The sequence below is a fragment of the Allocoprococcus comes genome, from assembly GCF_013300725.1.
In the GTDB taxonomy this organism is placed as follows: Bacteria; Bacillota; Clostridia; order Lachnospirales; family Lachnospiraceae; genus Allocoprococcus; species Allocoprococcus comes_A.
Genome location: NZ_JAAIMM010000001.1, coordinates 67,734 through 90,161 on the forward strand (window position 1 = coordinate 67,734; position 22,428 = coordinate 90,161).

The 22,428-nt window shown below is 41.8% G+C and carries 18 protein-coding genes; 17 read left to right on the plus strand and 1 reads right to left on the minus strand.

The features are described from left to right. Nucleotide 1: 1 nt before the first annotated feature. The 12 genes from G4407_RS00390 to G4407_RS00445 all read left to right on the plus strand — a co-directional run bounded on the left by G4407_RS00390 (nt 2) and on the right by G4407_RS00445 (nt 16,862). Nucleotides 2-1,597: a xylulokinase gene (locus G4407_RS00390; protein WP_173687316.1), complete on the plus strand. Its 1,596-nt coding sequence runs from the start codon at nt 2-4 to the stop codon at nt 1,595-1,597. 39 nt (nt 1,598-1,636) lie between these two features. Beyond that, nucleotides 1,637-2,323, plus strand: coding sequence for an L-ribulose-5-phosphate 4-epimerase (gene araD, locus G4407_RS00395; RefSeq protein WP_173687317.1), 687 nt, complete (start codon nt 1,637-1,639; stop codon nt 2,321-2,323). A gap of 398 nt (nt 2,324-2,721) precedes the next feature. After that, nucleotides 2,722-4,221 carry an L-arabinose isomerase gene (gene araA / locus G4407_RS00400; protein ID WP_173687318.1) on the plus strand — a complete coding sequence of 500 codons (1,500 nt, stop codon included), beginning with the start codon at nt 2,722-2,724 and terminating at the stop codon, nt 4,219-4,221. Nucleotides 4,222-4,491: 270 nt separating this feature from the next. Beyond that, nucleotides 4,492-5,481, plus strand: coding sequence for a LacI family DNA-binding transcriptional regulator (locus G4407_RS00405; protein ID WP_173687319.1), 990 nt, complete (start codon nt 4,492-4,494; stop codon nt 5,479-5,481). Between the two features lie 326 nt (nt 5,482-5,807). Beyond that, entirely contained in the window at nt 5,808-7,046 is a 1,239-nt protein-coding gene (locus G4407_RS00410; protein WP_173687320.1) for an ABC transporter substrate-binding protein, read from the plus strand. 68 nt (nt 7,047-7,114) lie between these two features. After that, complete coding sequence (locus G4407_RS00415; protein ID WP_173687321.1) at nt 7,115-8,050, plus strand: carbohydrate ABC transporter permease; 936 nt, start codon at nt 7,115-7,117, stop codon at nt 8,048-8,050. After that, on the plus strand, nt 8,050-8,871 hold the full coding sequence (locus tag G4407_RS00420) for a carbohydrate ABC transporter permease (RefSeq protein ID WP_117823731.1): 822 nt from the start codon (nt 8,050-8,052) through the stop codon (nt 8,869-8,871). The genes G4407_RS00415 and G4407_RS00420 overlap by 1 nt, the downstream gene beginning before the upstream one ends. 86 nt (nt 8,872-8,957) lie before the next feature. After that, the gene (locus tag G4407_RS00425; protein WP_173687322.1) at nt 8,958-11,951 is read left to right on the plus strand and encodes a glycoside hydrolase family 2 TIM barrel-domain containing protein; all 2,994 of its coding nucleotides are present in this window, start codon (nt 8,958-8,960) and stop codon (nt 11,949-11,951) included. A 21-nt stretch (nt 11,952-11,972) separates the two neighbouring features. Then, nucleotides 11,973-14,285, plus strand: a complete 2,313-nt coding sequence (locus G4407_RS00430) for a glycoside hydrolase family 65 protein (RefSeq protein WP_173687323.1) — start codon at nt 11,973-11,975, stop codon at nt 14,283-14,285. Nucleotides 14,286-14,306: 21 nt separating this feature from the next. Next, nucleotides 14,307-15,212, plus strand: coding sequence for a DMT family transporter (locus G4407_RS00435; RefSeq protein ID WP_173687454.1), 906 nt, complete (start codon nt 14,307-14,309; stop codon nt 15,210-15,212). After that, nucleotides 15,184-15,828, plus strand: coding sequence for a beta-phosphoglucomutase (gene pgmB / locus G4407_RS00440; protein ID WP_022220168.1), 645 nt, complete (start codon nt 15,184-15,186; stop codon nt 15,826-15,828). The genes G4407_RS00435 and pgmB overlap by 29 nt, the downstream gene beginning before the upstream one ends. Nucleotides 15,829-15,845: 17 nt before the next feature. Continuing rightward, a complete protein-coding gene (locus G4407_RS00445; RefSeq protein ID WP_173687324.1) occupies nt 15,846-16,862 on the plus strand; it encodes a M20/M25/M40 family metallo-hydrolase in 1,017 nt (338 codons plus the stop codon). Between the two features lie 97 nt (nt 16,863-16,959). Here G4407_RS00445 and G4407_RS00450 read toward each other — a convergent pair whose 3' ends face one another. Next, nucleotides 16,960-18,087 carry a cell wall hydrolase gene (locus tag G4407_RS00450; protein WP_173687325.1) on the minus strand — a complete coding sequence of 376 codons (1,128 nt, stop codon included), beginning with the start codon at nt 18,085-18,087 and terminating at the stop codon, nt 16,960-16,962. Between the two features lie 146 nt (nt 18,088-18,233). Between G4407_RS00450 and G4407_RS00455 the strand changes: the two genes are divergently transcribed. The 5 genes from G4407_RS00455 to G4407_RS00475 all read left to right on the plus strand — a co-directional run bounded on the left by G4407_RS00455 (nt 18,234) and on the right by G4407_RS00475 (nt 22,248). After that, on the plus strand, nt 18,234-19,076 hold the full coding sequence (locus G4407_RS00455; RefSeq protein WP_243259072.1) for a Cof-type HAD-IIB family hydrolase: 843 nt from the start codon (nt 18,234-18,236) through the stop codon (nt 19,074-19,076). 12 nt (nt 19,077-19,088) lie between these two features. Next, nucleotides 19,089-19,907, plus strand: a complete 819-nt coding sequence (locus G4407_RS00460; RefSeq protein WP_173687327.1) for an undecaprenyl-diphosphate phosphatase — start codon at nt 19,089-19,091, stop codon at nt 19,905-19,907. Nucleotides 19,908-20,027: 120 nt separating this feature from the next. Then, nucleotides 20,028-20,801 (plus strand): basic amino acid ABC transporter substrate-binding protein, encoded by a 774-nt coding sequence (locus tag G4407_RS00465; RefSeq protein WP_173687328.1) that lies wholly within the window; start codon nt 20,028-20,030, stop codon nt 20,799-20,801. Nucleotides 20,802-20,825: 24 nt separating this feature from the next. Further along, nucleotides 20,826-21,515 (plus strand): amino acid ABC transporter permease, encoded by a 690-nt coding sequence (locus tag G4407_RS00470; RefSeq protein WP_173687329.1) that lies wholly within the window; start codon nt 20,826-20,828, stop codon nt 21,513-21,515. Next, the gene (locus G4407_RS00475; protein ID WP_330585898.1) at nt 21,505-22,248 is read left to right on the plus strand and encodes an amino acid ABC transporter ATP-binding protein; all 744 of its coding nucleotides are present in this window, start codon (nt 21,505-21,507) and stop codon (nt 22,246-22,248) included. Before G4407_RS00470 ends, G4407_RS00475 begins: the two co-directional genes overlap by 11 nt. Nucleotides 22,249-22,428: the final 180 nt, after the last annotated feature.

Here is a 22,428-nt window from a genome sequence, read left to right on the forward strand (position 1 = left end):
AATGAGTGATGTAAAGAGTATGATCGAAGCAGGAAAGACTTCCCTTGGAATCGAGTTTGGTTCCACACGAATCAAAGCAGTTCTGGTAGGAGAAGATAATGCACCGATTGCTTCGGGAAGCCATGAATGGGAGAACCGTCTTGACAACGGTGTCTGGACTTACACGTTAGAGGATATCTGGACAGGTCTTCAGGACTGCTACAAAGATCTTGCCGAAGATGTGAAGAAGCAGTATGGCGTTGAGCTTACTACTGTCGGAGCACTTGGATTCAGTGCCATGATGCATGGATATATGGTATTTGACAAAGCAGGAGAACAGCTTGTACCGTTCCGTACATGGAGAAATACAATGACAGAGCAGGCAGCAAAAGAACTGACAGAATTATTCCAGTTCAATATGCCACAGAGATGGAGCGGAGCACATCTGTATCAGGCAATCCTGAACAAAGAAGAGCATGTAAAGGATATTGATTTTATTACAACGCTTGCAGGTTATGTACACTGGAAACTGACAGGGGAGAAAGTCCTTGGGGTTGGTGACGCATCCGGAATGTTCCCGATCGACAGCACAACACGTAACTGGAATAAAGAGATGCTTGCCAAGTTCGATGAACTGGTTGCACCGAAGGGATATCCTTGGAAAGTAGAAGATATCCTTCCGAAAGTCCTGGTTGCAGGTGAAAAGGCAGGAACACTTACCGAAGAAGGTGCAAAGCTTCTGGACCCAACAGGAAAGCTTCAGGCAGGCATTCCGGTATGCCCTCCGGAAGGTGATGCAGGAACCGGTATGGCAGCTACGAACAGCGTCAGAGTCCGCACCGGTAATGTATCAGCAGGAACCAGCGTATTTGCAATGGTTGTTCTTGAAAAAGCACTTGTGAAAGTACATGAAGAGATCGATATGGTAACAACACCTGCAGGAGATGCCGTGGCAATGGTTCACTGCAACAACTGTACTTCAGATCTGAATGCATGGGTAAATATTTTCAAAGAATTTGCAGAAGCATTCGGTATGAAAGTCGATATGAACGATCTGTTCGGAACTCTTTACAACAAAGCTCTGGAAGGTGACGCAGACTGTGGCGGTCTGATGTCTTATAACTTCTTCGCAGGAGAACCGGTTGTTGGATTTGACGAAGGACGTCCGTTATTTGTTCGTATGCCGGACAGCAAATTCAATCTTGCAAACTTCATGAGAGCAAACTTATATGCATCTCTGGAAGTCCTGAAAGTCGGAATGGACATTCTTCTGAAAGAAGAGAAAGTAGCTGTTGATGAGATCCTCGGACACGGCGGACTCTTTAAGACAAAAGGCGTTGGACAGAGCATCCTGGCAGCAGCACTTGACACACCGGTATCTGTTATGGAGACAGCCGGAGAAGGCGGAGCATGGGGAATCGCACTTCTTGCATCTTACATGAACAACAAGGCAGAAGGCGAGGCTCTGGATGATTATCTGGATGCAAAAGTATTTGCAGGACAGAAGGGTACAAAGATGAATCCGGATCCGAAGGATGTAGAAGGATACAATGCATTTATCGAACGCTTCAAGAAGACGCTTCCGATCATGAAAGCTGCAACAGAGACTATGAAATAGAACCCGAAATATTTTACATAAACACAGGAGGCTAAAGTAATGTTAGAAGAACTGAAAAAAGAGGTTTATGAAGCCAATATGCTTCTGCCTAAGTATGGACTTGTCACATTTACCTGGGGCAATGTCAGCGGAATCGACCGTGAAAGCGGGCTTGTTGTGATCAAACCGAGCGGTGTGGATTATGACAAAATGACAGCAGATGACATGGTTGTTGTAGACCTGGAAGGAAACCGCGTGGAAGGCAACTTAAATCCGTCTTCTGATACGGCAACACATCTGGAACTCTATAAAGCGTTCCCGGAGATGGGGGGTATCGTCCATACACATTCCCCATGGGCAACCAGCTGGGCACAGGCAGGAAGAGGAATTCCTTGCTACGGAACCACACATGCCGACTATATGTACGGTGAGATCCCATGTGTCCGCAATCTGACAAAAGAAGAAATCGACGAAGCATATGAGAAGAATACAGGAGTTCTCATTGTGGAACATTTCAAAGACACAGAATACATGGCAATGCCTGCAGTACTCTGCAAGAACCACGGACCGTTCACCTGGGGAACCGATCCTCACAATGCAGTTCACAACGCAGTCGTACTCGAAGAAGTAGCAAAAATGGCAGCCCGCTGTGAAATGATCAATCCAGACGTAAAACCTGCCCCACAGGAATTACAGGATAAACACTACTACAGAAAACACGGTAAAGACGCGTACTATGGACAATAAGCTATGAGGGCGAAAACCGGGAGATAGCTGGCGTCAGCTTGCTGACAGTTAGCTATCTTACGGTTTTCATGCGAATGCCAATGAGCATCGAACGAGCTGTGCTCGTGAGATGGCCCACATAGCGTAGTAAATCATTCGACACATGAATTTAGTGCGTTGCCTGTTCGGCGCACTTAGTGAGCGGGAGCGTATGCGACCGCGAGCTTAGTAAGACCGAACTTGTGTTGGGAAGATAGAGTAAATCATTCAGACAACACAGTCAGCTTGCTGACAGTTAGCTATCTTACGGTTTTCATGCGAATGCCAATGAGCATCGAACGAGCTGTGCTCGCGAGATGCGCCCACATAGCGTAGTAAATCATTCAACAAAGAAATTAAATAAAAAGGAGAATAAAAACATGTTAGTACAGAAAGATTACAAATTTTGGTTTTGCACAGGATCACAGGATTTATACGGAGATGAATGCCTCGCACACGTAGCAGAACATTCACAGATCATCGTAAAAGCCCTCAACGAATCAGGAATTCTTCCATACGAAGTAGTCTGGAAACCAACCCTGATCACGAATGAAGTAATCAGAAGAACCTTCAACGAAGCAAATACAGATGAAAACTGTGCAGGTGTTATTACATGGTGCCATACATTCTCACCGGCAAAATCATGGATCCTCGGATTAAAGGAACTGAGAAAACCATTACTTCATCTTCATACACAGTTCAACCGTGAAATCCCATACGACACCATCGATATGGACTTTATGAATGAGAACCAGGCAGCTCATGGCGACCGTGAATTCGGACACATTTTCACACGCCTTCATAAGAACCGTAAAGTCATCATGGGTTACTGGGAAGACAAAGAAATACAGGAAAGAATCGGTGACTGGATGCGTACAGCAGTTGGCGTCATCGAAAGCAGCCATGTACGTGTTATGCGTGTAGCTGACAACATGAGAAACGTTGCCGTAACAGAAGGTGACAAAGTAGAGGCTCAGATCAAATTCGGATGGGAAGTTGATGCTTACCCGGTAAATGAAGTTGCTGACGCAGTAGCTCAGGTTGGACAGGGCGATGTAAATGCTCTTGTTGAAGAATATTATGACAAATATCAGATCCTTCTTGAAGGAAGAGATGAAGCTGAATTCAGAAAACATGTAGCAGTTCAGGCTCAGATCGAACTTGGATTTGAAAGATTCCTCGAAGCAAACAATTATCAGGCAATTGTTACACACTTCGGAGATCTTGGATCACTTCAGCAGCTTCCGGGACTTGCAATGCAGAGACTGATGGAAAAAGGATATGGTTTCGGTGCGGAAGGTGACTGGAAGACAGCAGCTATGGTCCGTGTAATGAAGATCATGACACAGGGCAAGAAAGATGCAAAGGGAACTTCCTTCATGGAAGACTACACATACAACCTTGTACCTGGAAAAGAAGGCATCCTGGAAGCTCATATGCTGGAAGTTTGCCCGACAATCGCAGACGGACCGATCAGCATCAAGTGCCAGCCACTTAGCATGGGTGACAGAGAAGATCCTACACGTCTTGTATTTACAGCCAAAGAAGGACCGGCTATCGCAACATCACTTGTTGATCTTGGCGACAGATTCCGCCTGATCATCAACAGTGTAGACTGCAAGAAGACAGAGAAACCGATGCCGAAGCTTCCGGTTGCAACTGCATTCTGGACACCACAGCCAGACCTCAGAACAGGCGCAGAAGCTTGGATTCTGGCAGGTGGAGCTCACCATACAGCATTCTCTTATGACCTGACACCGGAACAGATGGGTGACTGGGCAGAAGAAATGGGAATTGAAGCTGTTTATATTGATAAAGATACAAAGATCAGAGATTTCAAAAATGAATTAAGATGGAATGAAGCTGCGTATAGAAAATAAATGGCAGCAGATGAATTCTAAGGAATAGAAAGCCGGGCAGAAGCACATTTAAAAGTGAACTGCCCGGTTTTTTACAACGTATAAAGTTCTAGGTAAAGTAAAAGTTGGAAAACAGAACAGTAAAAAAGTTAAATTTTACTAAAGTGATTTATTTCTCCGAAATGTGTGCTATAATGAATTAAATAAATTGCAAAGGAAAGTCATCAAGGGAAAATGCATTAAGGCAATATTGAAAGAAAATAAAAAGAAAGAGAAATAATGGGGAAGGACATGGCGACGATTAAGGACATTGCGGCAAAAGCGGGGGTTTCAATAGCGACAGTATCCAGAGTGTTGAATCATGATGAAACTTTGAATGCGCAGGAAGAAACAAAAAAAAGAATTTTTGAAATTGCGGAGGAATTAGAATACGAAGTACGCGCACAGAAAAAACGAAGGCGAAAACTGAAGATAGGTGTATTTTATTCTTATTCTCCTGAAGAAGAACTTCAAGATCCTTATTATCTTTGTATCAGACTTGCTATAGAAAAAAAACTGGAAGAAGAAGGATATACAAAGGTGATTGTGAAACTGGATGATTCGCCGGAGATGATCAACGGATTAGATGGTGTAATCTGTACTGGTACATTTACAAAAAAAATGGTAGAAGCAATAGAGATATGGGAATGCCCGGTTATATTTATTGATGCAGATCCAAACCCAAAGAGATTCGATTCAATTGTGGTAGACTATAGACGGGCAGTAGAAGAGATTGTTTCCTATCTGGTAGAGTGTGGACATACGAAAATAGGGATGATCGGCTGTCGAGAAGTTGATAAGGAGGGGGATGAAGTACTGGATACGAGAATACAGCATTTTCAAGACGCTTTGAAAAAACGGGGACTGTATCACCCGGAATATACAAAGTTTGGTGCTTATTATGCAAAATATGGATACAAACTTCTGAAAGAGTTTTACGAGGAAGGAAATCTGCCGACTGCTTTGTTTGTTGCGAATGATTCGATGGCAGCAGGAAGTTATCGGGCTGCATATGAACTTGGGCTTAAAATACCGGATGATATCAGTATTATTGGCTTTAATGATATCCCAACTGCGAAATACATGGTTCCTCCACTTACTACAGTGAGATTGTACATGGAGTTCATGGGAGAATATGCAGTAAAACTTCTGGAAGAGCGAATTATGCATGGAAGAGAGATTTGTGTAAAAGTTTCAATCCCGACTAAACTTTATATACGTGACAGTGTTAAAAAATTTTAATAAGGTAAAAAGTAAGAGGCTATGGAACGGAGTGTGTCCTATAGCCTCTTTATATATACAGATCGAGTAATGACAGATTGTTTGATTATGATTTTTTGATGAAAATAAAGAGTTAAAATCAACCAAGTAAAAATATATAATTTTATTTAAAATAAGATACGGTTTTACCAAGATAAAAATTGTGAAAAGTATATAAAAATATGGTGTAAATAATAGGTAAAATAGAGAAAAAATATTTATAGGGTAAAAAGTATTTACATTTAACCAGTAAAATAGTATATTGGTTTTACCAAATAAAATAAGTGAATCAAAGGAGGAAATGATTTATGAAGAGGAAAATTGCAGTAATGTGCGTACTTGCACTTACAGGAACAATGATGTTGACTGCTTGTGGAAACAAGAAAGACAGTAATGACGGAAAGACAAGTGACGGAAAGACAGCAATCCGTTTTGCAACATGGGATGTAGCTGATGATGTAGATGCTCAGCAGAAACTTGTAGATAAATTTAATGAGGAACATGATGATATTGAAGTAACACTGGAAGCATACGGAAGTGATTTTGATACAAAAATCAGTGCAGGTATGGGATCTGGAGATACACCGGATGTTATGTATATGTGGAACTATCCGGCATATGCAGATGGTCTTGAACCTCTGGATGAGTATATCGACAAAGAAGGCGATGACTATAAGAATGATTTCTACAGCACATTGTGGAATTACAACTCATTAGACGGAACAACATATGGTATTCCAGTGGGATTTACAACACATTCACTTTTCTATAACAAAGACCTTTTTGCACAGGCTGGTGTAGAAGAACCTACAGATGACTGGACATGGTCAGATCTTCAGGCAGCTGCCAAGACAATTGAAGAAAAGACAGGTCAGAAAGGTTTTGCATTCCAGATGAAACCAGATCCGTATGATTTTGAAATGTATCTGTGGAGCAATGGAACTGCTTATTGTGACGAAGACGGACAGATGGCAGGTCAGATTGATTCAAAAGAATCTCAGGAAGTATTTAAAATGTTCCAGGATATGGAAAAAGACGGATATGCAATTGCAACAGAAAAGAACGGAACTGATGAATTCCGTGCCGGTACAGCAGCAATGTATGTATATGGATCATGGTCAATTGCTTCTCTTAATGAGGATGGAATGAATTATGGTGTGGCAAAAATTCCTTCTTTTGACGGAAAGACCTCTGTAAGTATTCTGAGCTCTTCAGGACTTTCTATTTCAAAAGACAGCAAGAACAAAGATGCTGCATGGGAATTCGTAAAATACTGGACAGGCGAAGAATGCAACAAAGCAAGAATCGGTATGGAACTTCCGGTACTTAACAGTGTTGTAGAATCTGAGGGTATCATGGATGAACCAGAATATGCACCATTCTATGAGATGCTTGAGCAGAGTGACGGACATACTCCGGCAAGCTTCCTGATTGAAGACTGGTCAGAAATTTCAGAAAACCTCAGCTTATCATTTGAACAGATTTTCAATCCAAGCTCATACATGGATGTAAAAGATGTTTTAAAAGAAGCAGCAGACGCACAGTAATAGCATACAAACAAACCGGCGCCGGAACAATTTATGATTCCGGCGTCGATAAATAGGAGAGAAGAAAAATGAAGCAGAGAAAATTCCTGAAGACGGCCACACCGTATTTGTTTATTATGCCGTGGATTATCGGATTCCTTGTATTTACAATCGGTCCCCTGATTCTGTCTTTGATCATGAGCTTTTTTGACTGGCCGCTTACAACAGCGCCAACATTCAGGGGACTTGGGAACTATATTGATATGTTTACAAAGGACAAACAGTTCTGGAAATCCCTTATAATCAGTTTGAAATATGCGGCAATTTTCGTACCGCTTAACATGATTATTGCATTGTTCCTTGCAATGCTGATCACACAGCCGGTTAAAGGAGTAAAAGTATTCCGTACAATTTTCTATATTCCGGCAGTTATCTCAGGTGTAGCGGTTTCTATCATCTGGGGATGGATCCTCAACGGAGATTATGGTGTATTGAATTATCTGTTATCTCTTCTGGGAATCAAAGGACCGAAGTGGCTGGTTGATCCGGCATGGGCACTCCTTGCAGTTATAATTGCAAGTGCGTTTGGTGTTGGAACGATGATGCTTATCTTCTACACAGATATCAAAAATATTCCGGTTGATGTATACGAAGCTGCATCCATTGATGGAGCAGGTCCTGCAAGGAAATTTTTCAGTATTACACTTCCGATTATTACACCTACAATTTTATTTAACCTGATTACGTCAATTATCAGTTCTTTCCAACAGGTAACATTGGTTATGCTTCTTACCGGAGGCGGACCGCTTAAATCTACCTACTTCTATGGACTGTTTACATACAATAACGCATTCAAACATCACAAACTTGGATATGCCAGTGCAAACGCATGGGTAATGTTTATCATCATTCTGCTGCTGACTGCCGTGGTATTCAAGTCATCATCCGCATGGGTATTCTATGAGACAGAAGCTAAAAACAGCGGAGCAAAGAAAACAAAAAAGAAAAAAGGGGGTAGAAAGTAATGAAGATGTCTAAAAAATCAAAAATTGTAATTTACATATTACTCGGACTGGTAGCCATTTACTTTCTTGCACCGTTTATTTACATGCTGTTTTCTGCATTTAAGACAGAAGGAGAAGCAATTGCATATCCACCGAAACTTCTGCCGTCAGAATGGCATTTTGAGAACTTTATTAATGCATGGAAATCACAGCCGTTTGGAACATATCTTTGGAATTCAATTCTTGTAACAGTTCTGACAACAGTCGGACAGGTTCTTTCATGTTCACTGGTTGCTTATGGATTTGCAAGATTTAACTTTAAAGGGAAAAATATTCTCTTTATGATCCTGCTTTCAACAATGATGATTCCATGGGATGTTACCATGATTCCGCAGTACATGGAATTCAACTTATTCGGATGGATCAATACACTGAAGCCGCTGATCGTGCCGGCATGGTTCGGATCTGCCTATTATGTATTCCTGATGAGACAGTTCCTTATGGGAATCCCGAAGGATTTTGAGGAAGCAGCACGAATTGACGGCGCAAATCAGTTCCAGATTTACTGGAAGATTTTCATGCCGATCATGAAACCTTCGTTGATTCTTGTCGGTGTACTTAATATGCTGACTGTATGGAATGACTATCTTGGACCACTCATTTTCTTACAGGACAGAAGCAAATATACATTGGCACTTGGACTTGCTTCATTTAAAGGAGTTCACAGTACACAGATTATTCCGATGCTCTGTATTACGATTATTATGATTATTCCGCCGATCATTATTTTCATTATCGCGCAGAAATATATTGTTGAAGGAACCAGTGGTTCTATCAAATAGACAGGCGTATGGAGCGGTCAGGCAGACTGTATCTGTCTGACCGCTGTTGTTGTCTTATATGGGATACCGCTTGAGAGGAGAAAATTATGGCAAGAAAAACAGTAAAAAGATGGGAAGACCATCGGATTACCGGAATTGGGAGAAGAGAAGCACGAACGGCTTTTTATAAAGATTCGCAAAAGAAAATCAGTTTAAATGGGGAATGGAATTTTAAATATGTTGATGCACCGGAATTATCACCGGAAGGATTTGAACAGTCAAGGGCATGTGAAGGATGGGATAAGATTGATGTTCCGTCCGTATGGCAGCTTAGAGGGTATGACAAGATGCATTACACAGATGTGTTATATCCATTTCCGGTAAACCCACCGTATGTACCAGATGAAAATCCAACTGGAATTTATAAAAAGACAGTTGTATTAGATGAACAGTGGATGGAAAAAGACACGGTTCTGAAATTCCACGGTGTTGACAGTGCATTTGATGTATGGGTAAATGGAAACCATGTTGGATTTGGAAAAGTCAGCAGACTGCCTTCAGAATTTGACATTACCGGGTTTGTAAAAACAGGTGAAAATGACATTACCGTTCGTGTATATAAGTGGTCAGACGGTACTTATCTGGAAGATCAGGATATGTGGTGGTTATCAGGAATCTACAGGGATGTAGAACTGATCAATGAGGAAAAGAATGCAGTTCTGGATCTTCGGGTAAATGGAACACTGGATGACAGCTACAAAAATGGTCTTTTTACAGCTGGAATTACAATGAAACAGGCTGGTACAAATCTTGGCTGGAAGCTTTCTTATAAAGGAAAGACTGTTCTTGAAGGTGAACTTGTTTCAGAAGGAAAAGATATATGTATTGAGGCTGAGATTCCGGAAGTTCATACATGGACAGCCGAGACACCTGAGTTATATGAATTTACAGTAATGACAGAAAAACAGGAAGTAACAGTCAGATGTGGATTCCGCAAAATCGAGATCAAAGATAAGAACTTCCGTGTCAATAATCAGGTAATCCTTCTGAACGGAGTCAATCATCATGATTATAATCCAAGAGAAGGAAGAAGAGTGACAAGAGAGCAGATGGAATCAGATATTCGTCTGATGAAACAGTACAATATCAATGCTGTTCGTTGCTCGCATTATCCGGCAAATGAATATTTTTATGATCTGTGTGACGAATATGGACTTTATGTGATCAATGAAGCAGACCTGGAATGCCATGGATTTGAATGGGTAGAAAATTATACATGGATCACAGATGATGAGACATGGAAAGATGCCTATGTAGACCGCAGTGTCCGTATGGTAAAGAGAGACAGAAATCATCCATCGATTATTATGTGGTCTATGGGAAATGAATCCGCATTCGGATGCAATTTCCGCAGTGCAGCAGAAGCAATCCGTGAGTTGGATGATACCAGACTGGTTCATTACGAGGGAGATTTTGAGGCAGAAGTGACAGATGTATATTCTACGATGTATACCAGACTGAAAGGTCTCAAAGAGATTGCTGAATATCAGATCAAAGGGGATAAACCACACGTAATGTGTGAATATGGACATGCGATGGGAAACGGTCCTGGAGGATTAAAAGCATACCAGGATATGTATCGCAAGTACAAACGTCTTCAGGGTGGATTTCTCTGGGAGTGGTATGATCATGGAATTTACACTGAAGAAGAGGATAAGAAGTATTATAAATACGGTGGAAATTATGGAGATTTTCCAACTAATGGGAACTTCTGTATCGATGGGATTCTGATGCCGGACAGAACACCGTCTCCGGGAATGGAAGAATACAAACAGATCATTGCACCGGTAGAAATTATGGCTGTTGAAGGAAGCATGAGAAAAATTCAGATCCGGAATTATTATGATTTCCTGAATCTGGATACCGTAATGATTCACTGGGAAGTGAAGGCTGAAGATCAGACGGTACAGGAAGGAACTATTGAAAGACTTTCTGTTGCTCCACATGAAGGAAAGATCATTACCTTACCGCTTACTGCATTTGAATTACAGGCAAATACAGATTATTATCTGAATCTGACTGTATGCCAGAAAGAAGAAAGGAGCTATGCACCGGCAGGACATGAAATCAAGAAAGTTCAGATTCCGATGCAGATCCGAAAAGATGAATTTTCAGTAAGAGAAACAGCTGATAAGCTTCAGGTAACAGAAGGTCAGGGAGTTCTTACCGTACAGAACAGTCGTGTGACAGCAAAATTCAGTACTGTATTTGGAAAATTAGTTTCCTTTGGAAAAGATGGAAAAGAATATCTGACTGAAGGACCGAGGATGAACGTATATCGTGCAACAATCGATAACGATATGTACAAGAAAGAGGACTGGATGAATAAATATTTCATTCAGAAACCGGTAGAAGAGACAGAGTATGTCAGTTGCCAGGAAGAAGTCGATAAGGTGATCGTCCAGATCGGAACATTCTTCAGTTGCTATAACCAGTCCTGGGGATTTGAATGTGACTATACATATGAAATCTATTCATGTGGTCAGATGAAAGTTGAACTGCAGGGTAAGGCAGTGCAGAGAGGAAAATTGGAACCGGCATTCTTCCCACGAATCGGCATTGTTATGAAGGGAAATAAAGACTTCCAGAAGACAATGTGGTATGGTATGGGACCTGGTGAAAGCTATGTAGACAGCAAGGCTGCATCTGTTATGGGAGTTTATGAAAATACAGTCGACGGAATGATGACAGATTATGTGTTCCCACAGGAAAACGGACATCGTGAACAGGTAAAATGGTTCCGTATTGGAGATGGAAAAGATGGTCTGTTATGCAAGATGGAGGAGAAGCTTGGTCTGAACCTTGCAAATTATACCGATGAAAGTCTGGAAAAAGCACAGCATCCATTTGAAATTGAGAAAGCGGATGATGTGATTATCCATCTGGATTATCGCCAGTCAGGACTTGGAAGCAACAGCTGTGGAGAAGAACAGTTGGAAGAAAATAAAGTAAAACTTCAGGATTTTGCAATGGCATTTACTGTACAGGCAGCAGAATGCGGAACCGAAATCCGGGAAGCAAGAAAACAGTACATCGATTAAGAATAAAGGAGACAATCATATATGAGCAGAGAAATGTTTTCAGAAAATCTGAGAAACAGATTACATAGCGATGAATGGCTCATCTGGCAGGATCAGTATGAGGCAAAAGAGAATCTCAAATATGAGAGTTTGTTTGCACTTTCCAATGGCTACCTTGGAATCCGGGGAAGTCATGAGGAAGGAACAAAGATTACACTTCCATATCTTTATATCAATGGAGTGTTTGACAAGTCAGAGACATTTATGCGTGAACTTTCCACACTTCCGAACTGGCTTGGAATCAGACTTTATGTAGAAAAAGAATTGATTGGAATTGAAGACTGTGAAATTTTGGAATTTTCAAGAGTGCTTGATATGAAAGGAGCTTTTCTTGGAAAAAGAGTTCGTCTGAAGGACTCAAAAGGAAGAGAGACTTTGATTGAAGGAATCCGGTTTGTGAGCAGAAATAATGTACACCGGATGGGAATTCGGCTTTATGTGACACCGCTCAACTACAGTGGAATTATTGAAGTAGAAAGTATTATTGATGGTACGATCATTAATTTTTATGATGCACCACGCTTTAAGGTAAAACATACTTATATGACAGCGAATGAAAAACTGGCAGCAGATGGCTGTTATGTGGAAGTTGCAACCAGAGAAAATCATCTGCATGTAGGTTGTGGATGCCGTATCGAAGCTTATGCAGATGGAAAACAGATTCTTGGAAACAGAATGATAAGCAGATTCGGTGAGCAGAGTGTGGAATTTGGTGACATCCATGTAGAAGAAGGAAAAGAAGTAGAAATCGTAAAATATGTTTCGATGTATACAGAAAGAGAATGCCCGGCTTATGCCCTTCATACAACAATCGAAAAAGAAATTGAAGGATTTGTTGAAACGGGATTTGATCAGGAACTGAAAGCACATGAAGATGTTTATAAGAATATGTGGGAAAATGCAGATATTCAGATTACAGGGGATGATGAATTGAACCGTGCAGTCCGTTTTAACATCTTCCATCTGATGAGTACGGGAAATGAACATGATGACCATGTGAATGTTGGGGCAAAGCTTTTGACAGGAGAAGAATATGGTGGACATGCTTTCTGGGATACCGAACTTTTTATGCTTCCGTTTTTCTCATGGGTATTTCCGAAGACTGCACAGAATCTGGAAAATTACAGATACCATCTTCTGGACGCAGCGCGTGCAAATGCACATAAGAATGGATATGAAGGAGCACAGTATCCGTGGGAGTCAGCAGATGACGGGACAGAGCAGTGCCCGGACTGGACCATCGAACCGGATGGAACCTGTTATAGATGTTATGTTGCGGTATATGAACATCATGTAACAGCAGCAGTTGCTTATGGAATCTATAATTATGTTAAGATCACACAGGATATGGATTTCCTTTACAGTAAAGGAGCGGAGATTCTGACAGAGACAGCAAGATTTTGGGCAAGCCGCTGTGAGTACAACAAAGAGCAGGATCGTTATGAAATCAATCAGGTAACGGGACCAGATGAATGGCATGAACCGGTTAATAATAACCTCTATACCAATTATCTGGCGAGATGGAATCTCGGATATGTTCTTTCACTGCTTGCATCAATCGAGAAAGAGAATCAGGAAGCGTATGACATCCTGATCGAAAAGACAGGACTTACAGAGGCGGAAACTGCACACTGGAAAGAAGTGCAGGAAAAGATGTATCTGCCAAGAAAAGAAGGCACAAGACTTCTGGAACAGTTTGAAGGATATTTCGAGCTGGATAATGTAACAATCGAAAAATATGATGAGAATGACTGGCCAGTACGTCCGGAAGCACTTAAGACAAAAAGGGCAAGAGAGACACAGATCAATAAGCAGGCAGATGTTGTTATGCTGTTGCACCTTATGGGAAATGAATTTGATGAAGAAACAATTAAAGAAAACTACGCTTATTACGAAAAGCGTACACTTCATGGTTCTTCATTGAGTCCGAGTATTTTCTCTGTTATGGGGCTTAAAGTAGGGGATGATTCAAAAGCATATCGGTATCTTCGCCGCGCAGCCTTTATTGACCTGTTAAATATGCAGGGAAATACAAGAGAAGGAATCCATGCGGCAAATACTGGTGGAGTATGGCAGACAATTGTATTTGGATTTGCAGGTGTAGCGCAAAGAGAAGATGGTATGTTGAAAGTTCATCCGAATATGCCAAAGGAATGGCAGGGATTAACATTCCGTCTGCATTATAGAGGGGCATGGCTTGAAATCACGGCAGATAGTAGTAATCAGGCAAAGGTCAGTCGTCTTGCAGGAGAACCTGTAGAAGTTGAAATAAATGGAAAAGTAACAACAATCTAAAAAGAGACGGGAGGATATATGATGAAAAAATGGCTGGCAATCGGAGGACTTATACTGGTTACGGTCATATGGGGAGGCGGCTTTGTCGCAAGTGATATGGCACTGGGAAGCATGAAGCCTTTCCAGATTATGATGGTAAGATTTTTGCTGGCATCTGTGTTGATGGGGATGATCAGCATGGGACAGCATAAAAAAGAAGGGAAACTTGAGGACCGCGCAGGTGCAATAAAAGCAGGTATTCTGATGGGAATTGCACTTTTTGCAGGATTTGCACTTCAGATTATCGGTCTGCAATATACAACACCTTCCAAAAATGCATTCCTTACAGCACTGAATGTAGTTATAGTGCCGTTCATTGCATTTATAATTTTGAAGAAGAAAGTAGGCATGAAAGGAATCATTGGAGCAATCATGTCCGTTATTGGAGTAGCACTGCTTTCTTTGAATGGAAATCTTACACTGAGTCTGGGAGATGGTCTTACACTTCTCTGTGCGGTAGGATTTGCGTTCCAGATCTTTTTTACCGGAGAATTTGTGAAAAAATATCCGGCATCTGTACTGAATATGGTGCAGATGATCACAGCATTTGTATTATCGGCAGTCAGTCTTGTGATTTTTGGAGAGACCGATTTTCAGGTCACAACACAGGGATGGTTAAGTGTTTTGTATCTGGGTGTAATCAGTACGACTGTATGTTATCTGCTCCAGACCGCATGCCAGAAGTATGTAGATGAGACAAAAGCAGCGATTGTACTTTCAATGGAATCTGTATTTGGAACGATTTTTTCTATCATCATTCTGCATGAAGTGATTACACTTCGCATGGTGATCGGATGTGCGATCATCCTGGCCGCTGTCATCATTTCTAACTTGTCTGAAACAGAAGGAGAAGCAAAAGATGAAGAAATACAATGCAGTAATTTTTGATTTGGATGGAGTAATCTGTCATACTGATAAATATCATTATCAGGCATGGAAAGCAGTTGCAGATGAACTGGGAATCTATTTTGATGAAGAAATCAATAACCGGCTCAGAGGGGTGAGTCGTATGGAAAGCTTTGAAATTATTCTGGAACGCTATGAAGGAGAAATGAGCGAAGAAGAGAAAGAATGCTGGACAACAAAGAAAAATGATATCTATAAAGAACTTCTGAAAAATATGAGTCCTGCAGATCTGTCTGCAGAAGTAAAGGAAACATTGGATGATCTTCGTGCGAATGGACATAAACTGGCGATTGGATCATCCAGCAAAAACGCAAGATTTATTCTCGGGCAGTTGGGACTTGGAGAGTATTTCGATGCAATTTCAGACGGAAATAATATTTCAAAATCAAAGCCGGATCCGGAAGTATTTGTGAAAGCAGCAGAGTATGTAGACGAACAGGCTGATAAGTGTCTGGTTGTAGAAGACGCAAAAGCAGGGCTGCAGGCAGCAATCGCAGGGGGAATGGATTGTGCTGCTATCGGGGATGCAGTTGCAAGTGGACTTGGAACCTATAATCTGTCTGCATTTGCAGATCTTCTGAAAGTTACGGCTAAGTAAGAAAGAAGATGAGTAGAATGAATGAAAAATTTTTAAAGAACCTTCTTAACAGTATTTCTGTATCGGGTTATGAGGAGCAGGTGCAGGATGTTGTAACAGAAGAAATGAAAGAATATACAGATGAGATTCGCCGTGATGAGATGCAGAATCTGACATGTATTCTGAATCCGGAAAGCGATGTACGTATCATGCTTTCGGCCCATGCAGATGAAATCGGACTTATGATTTCGAACATCCGGGAAGATGGAAGACTGCAGGTGATCGACAGAGGCGGAATTGTTCCGGCAACTTATCCGGGACGTCAGGTGCGTATCAAGACAAAAAACGGAGAGGTTTACGGTGTTGTCGAAGCATATCGTGATTTGTTCAAAGAAGAAAATCTGGGAACAAAGCATTTTCTGATCGATATTGGGGCGAAAGATAGAGAAGATGCGTTAAAGAATGTAAGTCTGGGAGATCCGATTGTTCCGGATACACATATTCGTAAGATGACAAATGGTAAATTTACAGCCAGAGCATTGGATGACAGACTTGGTGTTTATATCATTATGGAAGCAATCAAGAGAGCGAAAGAACTTGGATGTAAAGTTGGTGTCTATGGAGCTTCTACAACTGGAGAGGAGACAACGAAAACCGGAGCTTTCTGGACAAGTACACGGATTAATCCGACACTTGCGATTGTTGTGGATGTGACTTACACAAGCGACTGCAGTGGAATGGATCCGGCTGAGATGGGAACGGTTCTTCTGGGGGGTGGACCGGTTCTTTGCAACAGTCCGATCGTGGTAAAAACTTTAAATGTCAAAATGGAAGAATGTGCAAAAAAAGTAGGAATTCCAGTTCAGAGAGAAGCTGCAAGCAGGCTTAGTTATACGGATGGAGATAAGATTCATTTTTCAAATCAGGGAGTACCGATGGTATTGGTATCAATCCCGCTTCGTTATATGCACATGCCTGCAGAGGTAGCAGATGAAAAAGATGTGGAAGGTTGTGTAGAATTGATTGCACAGTTTCTTGCAAACTATAATGCGTAAAAAATACAAAAACGGTATTTACTCGTGAAGATGAGTAAATACCGTTTTTGTATTCTGTCCTGTGAATGAATCAAACGCACATCCACAGGGACAGGATTTAGAAAAATACATTTCCCCCAACGTTGATCCCGGACACACCGGTACTTGCGCTTCGGAACTGGTAGCATCCGCTTACGGATGCGAGCCGTGCTCCGCCGAGCGCTTCCTGAGCGACCTGATAGCATAAGGATACAGGTCCGCTTTGCAGGACGCGGCTTAAGCTTCCATCCCAGGTTGGAGCAAACTGTCCGCTCTGGTAGACGACACCGCTTATAGTGTTCGGATATGCAGGACTTTCCATACGGTTCATAATGACCGTTGCAACGGCGAGAATACCGTCATAGTTGTATCCGCCGGCTTCGCACTGCAGGATTGCAGCAAAAAGAACAAGGTCGGTTGTCTCAGCAGGTGTATCCGGAACTGTGATCGTCGTATTACCGCCGGAACTACCGGAATCCGTGTTCCCGGAGCTGCCTGAGGTATTGCTTGCAGCAGCTTCTTCCTGCTTCTGCTTTTCGGCAGCGGCTTCTTCTTCCTGCTTTTTCTTAAGTGCAGCAGCAGCGGCTGCCTGCGCTTCTTTTGCTTTCGCCAGTGCTTCGGATGAAGCCTGAAGCTCACCGGAAGTAGAGGAAATCTTGTCATTCAGTTCCTGTTCCTGTTGGTCGAGATTTGTTTTCATCTCTGCCAGAGAAGCCTGCTCTGCTTTCAGATCAGCGTCTTTCTTCGCGACAAGATCGTGAACCTGTTGTAATTCATCCAGCATATTTCGGTCGTATTCTGTAATGTTCTTGACAAATTCTGCTTTGTTTAGAAAATCTCCCATGCTTTCGGAAGAAAAGATGATCTGTAATAAGGAAGTATTTCCCGATTCATACATATATTTGATCCTTTTCTTCATCGCAGCGTACTGTAACTGCTCGTCCAGCTTTGCGGCGGCAAGATCCAGTTCTACTTTCTGTACGGAAGCATCCGTATCCTCAATTTTTGATGCAAGATCTGTGATCTCAGCGCTGAGACTTGTGAGGTCCTGATTCAGAGAGTCGAGCTGGTTCTGAAGACCGTTTGTCTGCTTTTCGAGAGAGTCTACAGTGTCATCGGCGTAAGCTTTTGTAAATGGGGAACAGACCAGGGCAGCGGTAAGGAGTGCGATGGTTGTCCTTGAAAATGCTTTTAACCTTTTCTTCATAATTCTTCCTTTCTTCAAAATTGAGCCTTTATCAGTATACTACAAAATGCCTGAATCCGCAAATTTTGTTATACATACACGGGGAATCGTGTTATACTAAGATTTGAAATGTATTTTTAGCTTTGCCATAAATGAGGGAATTATTCATGAAAAAGATAAAAATGATAGGGCTTGATCTGGATGGTACTTTACTGAATGATAAGAAAGAACTGACCAGTCACACAAGAGAAATACTTACACGTGCAATCGATCAGGGAGTAACAGTACTGGTTGCAACAGGGCGTCCGGTGACAGGAATCCCGGAAGTGCTCCGTAATTTTTCGGGTATGCGTTATGCACTGACATCGAATGGCGGAAGGATCCTGGACCTGCAGGAAGATAAAATACTTTATGCCAACATGCTGTCGTATGAGATGGGCGCGGCGATCCTTAAGATTTTTGGAGATTATGATACGTTCAAGGAGATTTATTTTGATGGAAGAGGTTTCGTGCAGGCAGATGAACTTCTGAAGGTCGGAGAGTATCTGCAAAATCCCGCGATGGCAGATTATATCCGAACCACCCGCAAAGGCATTACGAGTCTCTGGGAGAAGATGGAAGAGATGAATGGGCATGAGATGGATAAGATCCATGCACTTTTTAAGAACCAGGACGAACGGCTGGAAGCAAAGCGGCGGATCATGGAGCTTGGGGATTTAAGCATCAGTGATTCGATGGGAACGAACCTGGAGATCAATGCACCGGGAGTCAACAAAGGCATGGGACTGATCCAGCTTGGCAGGCTTCTTGGGATTGAACGGGAAGAGATCATGGCATGCGGGGATGGCAACAATGACCTGATGATGTTAAAAGAAGTCGGATTTGGTGTTGCGATGGCAAACGGAGCAGATGAAGTAAAAGAGGTGGCAGATTATATCACATTGTCCAATGAGGAGGATGGCGTGGCGGCTGCCATTGAAAAATTTGTATTGAATCCCGAGAGGGGATAGAAAGAGGGAAAAATGTTAGATATTTTAATTGCTGTCATTCTGGGGATTGTGGAAGGTATCACAGAATGGCTTCCAATCAGTAGTACAGGGCATATGATTCTGGTAGAGCAGTTTTTACATATGAGTACAAGTCATGAATTCAACAGTATGTTCCGTGTTGTGATACAGCTCGGTGCGATCATGGCGGTCGTTGTTCTGTATTTCAATAAGCTGAATCCGTTTTCAAAGAGAAAATCAGCGAAGCAGAAGAGAAATACGATCAACCTGTGGTGCAAGATCATTGTGGCTTGTCTGCCGGCAGCTGTGATCGGGCTGTTATTTGATGATATCCTTGACAAGTATCTTTACAATTATGTAGTTGTTGCACTGATGCTGATCATTTATGGTATCTTCTTCATTCTGATCGAGAAAAAGAATGAACACACCAGACCGCAGATTACAAAGCTGACAGAGCTTACCTATCAGATGGCACTGATCATTGGAGGTTTCCAGGTCCTGGCACTGATCCCGGGTACTTCCCGTTCGGGAGCAACCATCCTTGGAGCGCTGCTCATCGGAACATCCCGTTATGTGGCAACAGAATTTACCTTCTACCTTGCGATCCCGGTTATGTTCGGAGCAAGTCTTTTAAAGGTTATCAAATTCGGATTCCATTATACCGCGATCGAAGTGGTCATTCTGCTTGTGGGATGTCTGGTAGCGTTCTTCGTATCCGTATTTGCGATCAAATTTTTGATGGGATATATCAAGAAGCATGACTTTAAGGCATTCGGTTATTACCGTATCGTACTTGGGGTTCTGGTACTTCTTTATTTCCTGATCTTCGGCTAAAAGAGAATAATCACGAAAAAAGGTGGGAATTTATGCAGAAAAATGTATAAAAACCCACTTTGTTTTTTCTTTATAACATGATAGAATAGGGGAAATGGATAAAATTTGGAGGTTGGTATTATGAAAATGAAAAAAGTAATCAGTGTTGTACTTGCATGTGCATGTGTATTCAGTTTTGCAGCTTGTGGATCAAAGAGTGATTCATCAAAGAGTGACTCTGCAAAATCAGACAAGAAAGAAAAGCTTGTTATGGCTACAAACGCAGAATTCCCACCATTTGAATACTATGACGGAGATGAAGTTGTCGGAATCGATGCAGAATTCGCAGCAGCAATCGCTGACAAGCTTGGAATGGATCTGAAGATCGAAGATATGGCATTTGATTCTATTATCCCGGCTGTTCAGAGCGGAAAAGCAGATATCGGAGCAGCAGGTATGACTGTAACAGAAGACCGTGCTACACAGGTTGATTTTTCTGACAGCTATTACACAGGAGTTCAGGTTATCATTGTAACAGATGACAGTGATATTACAGGACCGGATGATCTGAAAGGAAAGAAGATTGGTGTTCAGCAGGGAACAACAGGGGATATTTATTCTACAGATGATTTCGGTGATGATAACGTAGAGCGTTTCAACAAAGGTATGGAAGCTGTACAGGCTCTGCAGCAGGGCAAGATCGATGCAGTGATCATTGATAACCAGCCGGCTAAGACATTCGTAGAAGAAAATGAAAGTCTGAAGATCCTGGAGACTTCTTATGTAGAAGAAGATTATGCACTGGCAATCAAAAAAGGTAATGATGATCTGGTTAAGAAAGTCAATGATGCGATCAAAGAGTTAAAAGAAGATGGAACATTTGATGAAATCGTTGCAAAATATATTACAGACTAATCGGGTACAGACTGGTGGTGTCTTATGAGTGATTTTAAAGCAAGATTTATAATGAATTTTATAAAAGATGACAGGTGGCACTACATTGCAGACGGACTTAAGGTTACATTAATTGTAACCTTTTGTGCTGTCCTGATCGGTGTAGTTCTCGGATTCCTTCTGGCAATTGTCCGTTCCACATACGATAAGACCGGCAAGCTGAAGATCCTGAATCTGATCTGCCAGATTTACATTACGGTCATCCGTGGTACACCGGCTGTTGTACAGCTGCTTATCATTTACTTTGTAATTTTTGCAAGTGTTGATGTCAGTAAGACAATCGTAGCGATTCTGTCATTTGGTATGAACTCCAGTGCTTATGTTGCTGAGATTTTCCGTTCCGGTATTATGGCAGTTGATAACGGACAGTTTGAGGCAGGACGAAGCCTTGGATTTAATTATTGTCAGACGATGATCTATATTATCATGCCGCAGGCATTTAAAAATGTCCTTCCGGCACTTGGAAACGAATTTATCGTTCTCTTAAAAGAGACTTCTGTTGCCGGATATATTGCCCTTCAGGATCTGACAAAGGGTGGAGATATCATCCGAAGCAGAACCTATGATGCGTTTATGCCGCTGATGGCAGTTGCGATCATTTACCTGGTTATGGTTATGATCTTCAGTAAACTGGTAAGTATGCTGGAAAGGAGGTTAAGGAACAGTGACCACTAATGGAGATGTATTGATCCGTGTAGAAAATCTGCAGAAAGCATTTGGCGATTTTCATGCACTGAATGGAATTACAGAAGAGATCCACAAAGGAGAAGTTGTGGTAATCATCGGACCGTCAGGATCCGGAAAATCTACATTCCTCCGTTCCCTGAACCTTCTGGAGGTGCCGACCGGGGGTCATATTTATTTTGAAGGTGTGGATATTACAGATGCAAAGGTAGATATTGACAAACATCGTCAGAAGATGGGAATGGTGTTCCAGCACTTTAATCTTTTCCCACATAAGACGATTCTTGAAAATATCACACTGGCTCCGATCAAACTTCTGAAAAAGGATAAAGCAGAGGCAGAAAAAGAAGCAAGAGAACTTCTTAAGAGAGTCGGACTGGAAGAGAAGGCAGATTCTTATCCGTCACAGCTTTCCGGTGGACAGAAGCAGCGGATCGCGATCGTGCGTTCCCTTGCCATGAACCCGGATGTAATGCTCTTTGATGAGCCGACATCCGCACTGGACCCGGAGATGGTTGGAGAGGTTCTGGAGCTGATGAAACAGCTTGCCCAGGAAGGCATGACCATGGTTGTCGTTACACATGAAATGGGATTTGCAAGAGAGGTTGCTGACCGTGTCATGTTTGTGGATGAAGGAAGAGTAAAAGAGCAGGGGACTCCGGAGGAGTTCTTTGCAAATCCGAAAGATGAACGGTTGAAAGAATTTTTGTCAAAGGTTTTGTAAAACTAAAGAAATATGAAAGAAAAAGTTCTGTTTTCTTAAGAGACAGGACTTTTTTCTTTAAGAATTATTAAAAACACTTGCTATTTTTTTATTTGTGTATAGTATAGTCAGTATGAAGAAAAAATTAAAAATTTTAATTCCACTTATTATTACATTTTGTATGAATGCTGTGGTGTATTG

Bases quoted from the DNA above. Each gene is read 5' to 3' on its own strand.
- G4407_RS00450 (WP_173687325.1), bottom strand. From the start codon at position 18,087: ATGAAGAAAAGGTTAAAAGCATTTTCAAGGACAACCATCGCACTCCTT.
- G4407_RS00405 (WP_173687319.1), top strand. From the start codon at position 4,492: ATGGCGACGATTAAGGACATTGCGGCAAAAGCGGGGGTTTCAATAGCG.
- pgmB (WP_022220168.1), top strand. From the start codon at position 15,184: ATGAAGAAATACAATGCAGTAATTTTTGATTTGGATGGAGTAATCTGT.
- G4407_RS00390 (WP_173687316.1), top strand. From the start codon at position 2: ATGAGTGATGTAAAGAGTATGATCGAAGCAGGAAAGACTTCCCTTGGA.
- G4407_RS00455 (WP_243259072.1), top strand. From the start codon at position 18,234: ATGAAAAAGATAAAAATGATAGGGCTTGATCTGGATGGTACTTTACTG.
- G4407_RS00470 (WP_173687329.1), top strand. From the start codon at position 20,826: ATGAGTGATTTTAAAGCAAGATTTATAATGAATTTTATAAAAGATGAC.
- araD (WP_173687317.1), top strand. From the start codon at position 1,637: ATGTTAGAAGAACTGAAAAAAGAGGTTTATGAAGCCAATATGCTTCTG.
- araA (WP_173687318.1), top strand. From the start codon at position 2,722: ATGTTAGTACAGAAAGATTACAAATTTTGGTTTTGCACAGGATCACAG.
- G4407_RS00445 (WP_173687324.1), top strand. From the start codon at position 15,846: ATGAATGAAAAATTTTTAAAGAACCTTCTTAACAGTATTTCTGTATCG.
- G4407_RS00435 (WP_173687454.1), top strand. From the start codon at position 14,307: ATGAAAAAATGGCTGGCAATCGGAGGACTTATACTGGTTACGGTCATA.
- G4407_RS00420 (WP_117823731.1), top strand. From the start codon at position 8,050: ATGAAGATGTCTAAAAAATCAAAAATTGTAATTTACATATTACTCGGA.
- G4407_RS00465 (WP_173687328.1), top strand. From the start codon at position 20,028: ATGAAAATGAAAAAAGTAATCAGTGTTGTACTTGCATGTGCATGTGTA.
- G4407_RS00430 (WP_173687323.1), top strand. From the start codon at position 11,973: ATGAGCAGAGAAATGTTTTCAGAAAATCTGAGAAACAGATTACATAGC.
- G4407_RS00460 (WP_173687327.1), top strand. From the start codon at position 19,089: ATGTTAGATATTTTAATTGCTGTCATTCTGGGGATTGTGGAAGGTATC.
- G4407_RS00415 (WP_173687321.1), top strand. From the start codon at position 7,115: ATGAAGCAGAGAAAATTCCTGAAGACGGCCACACCGTATTTGTTTATT.
- G4407_RS00425 (WP_173687322.1), top strand. From the start codon at position 8,958: ATGGCAAGAAAAACAGTAAAAAGATGGGAAGACCATCGGATTACCGGA.
- G4407_RS00410 (WP_173687320.1), top strand. From the start codon at position 5,808: ATGAAGAGGAAAATTGCAGTAATGTGCGTACTTGCACTTACAGGAACA.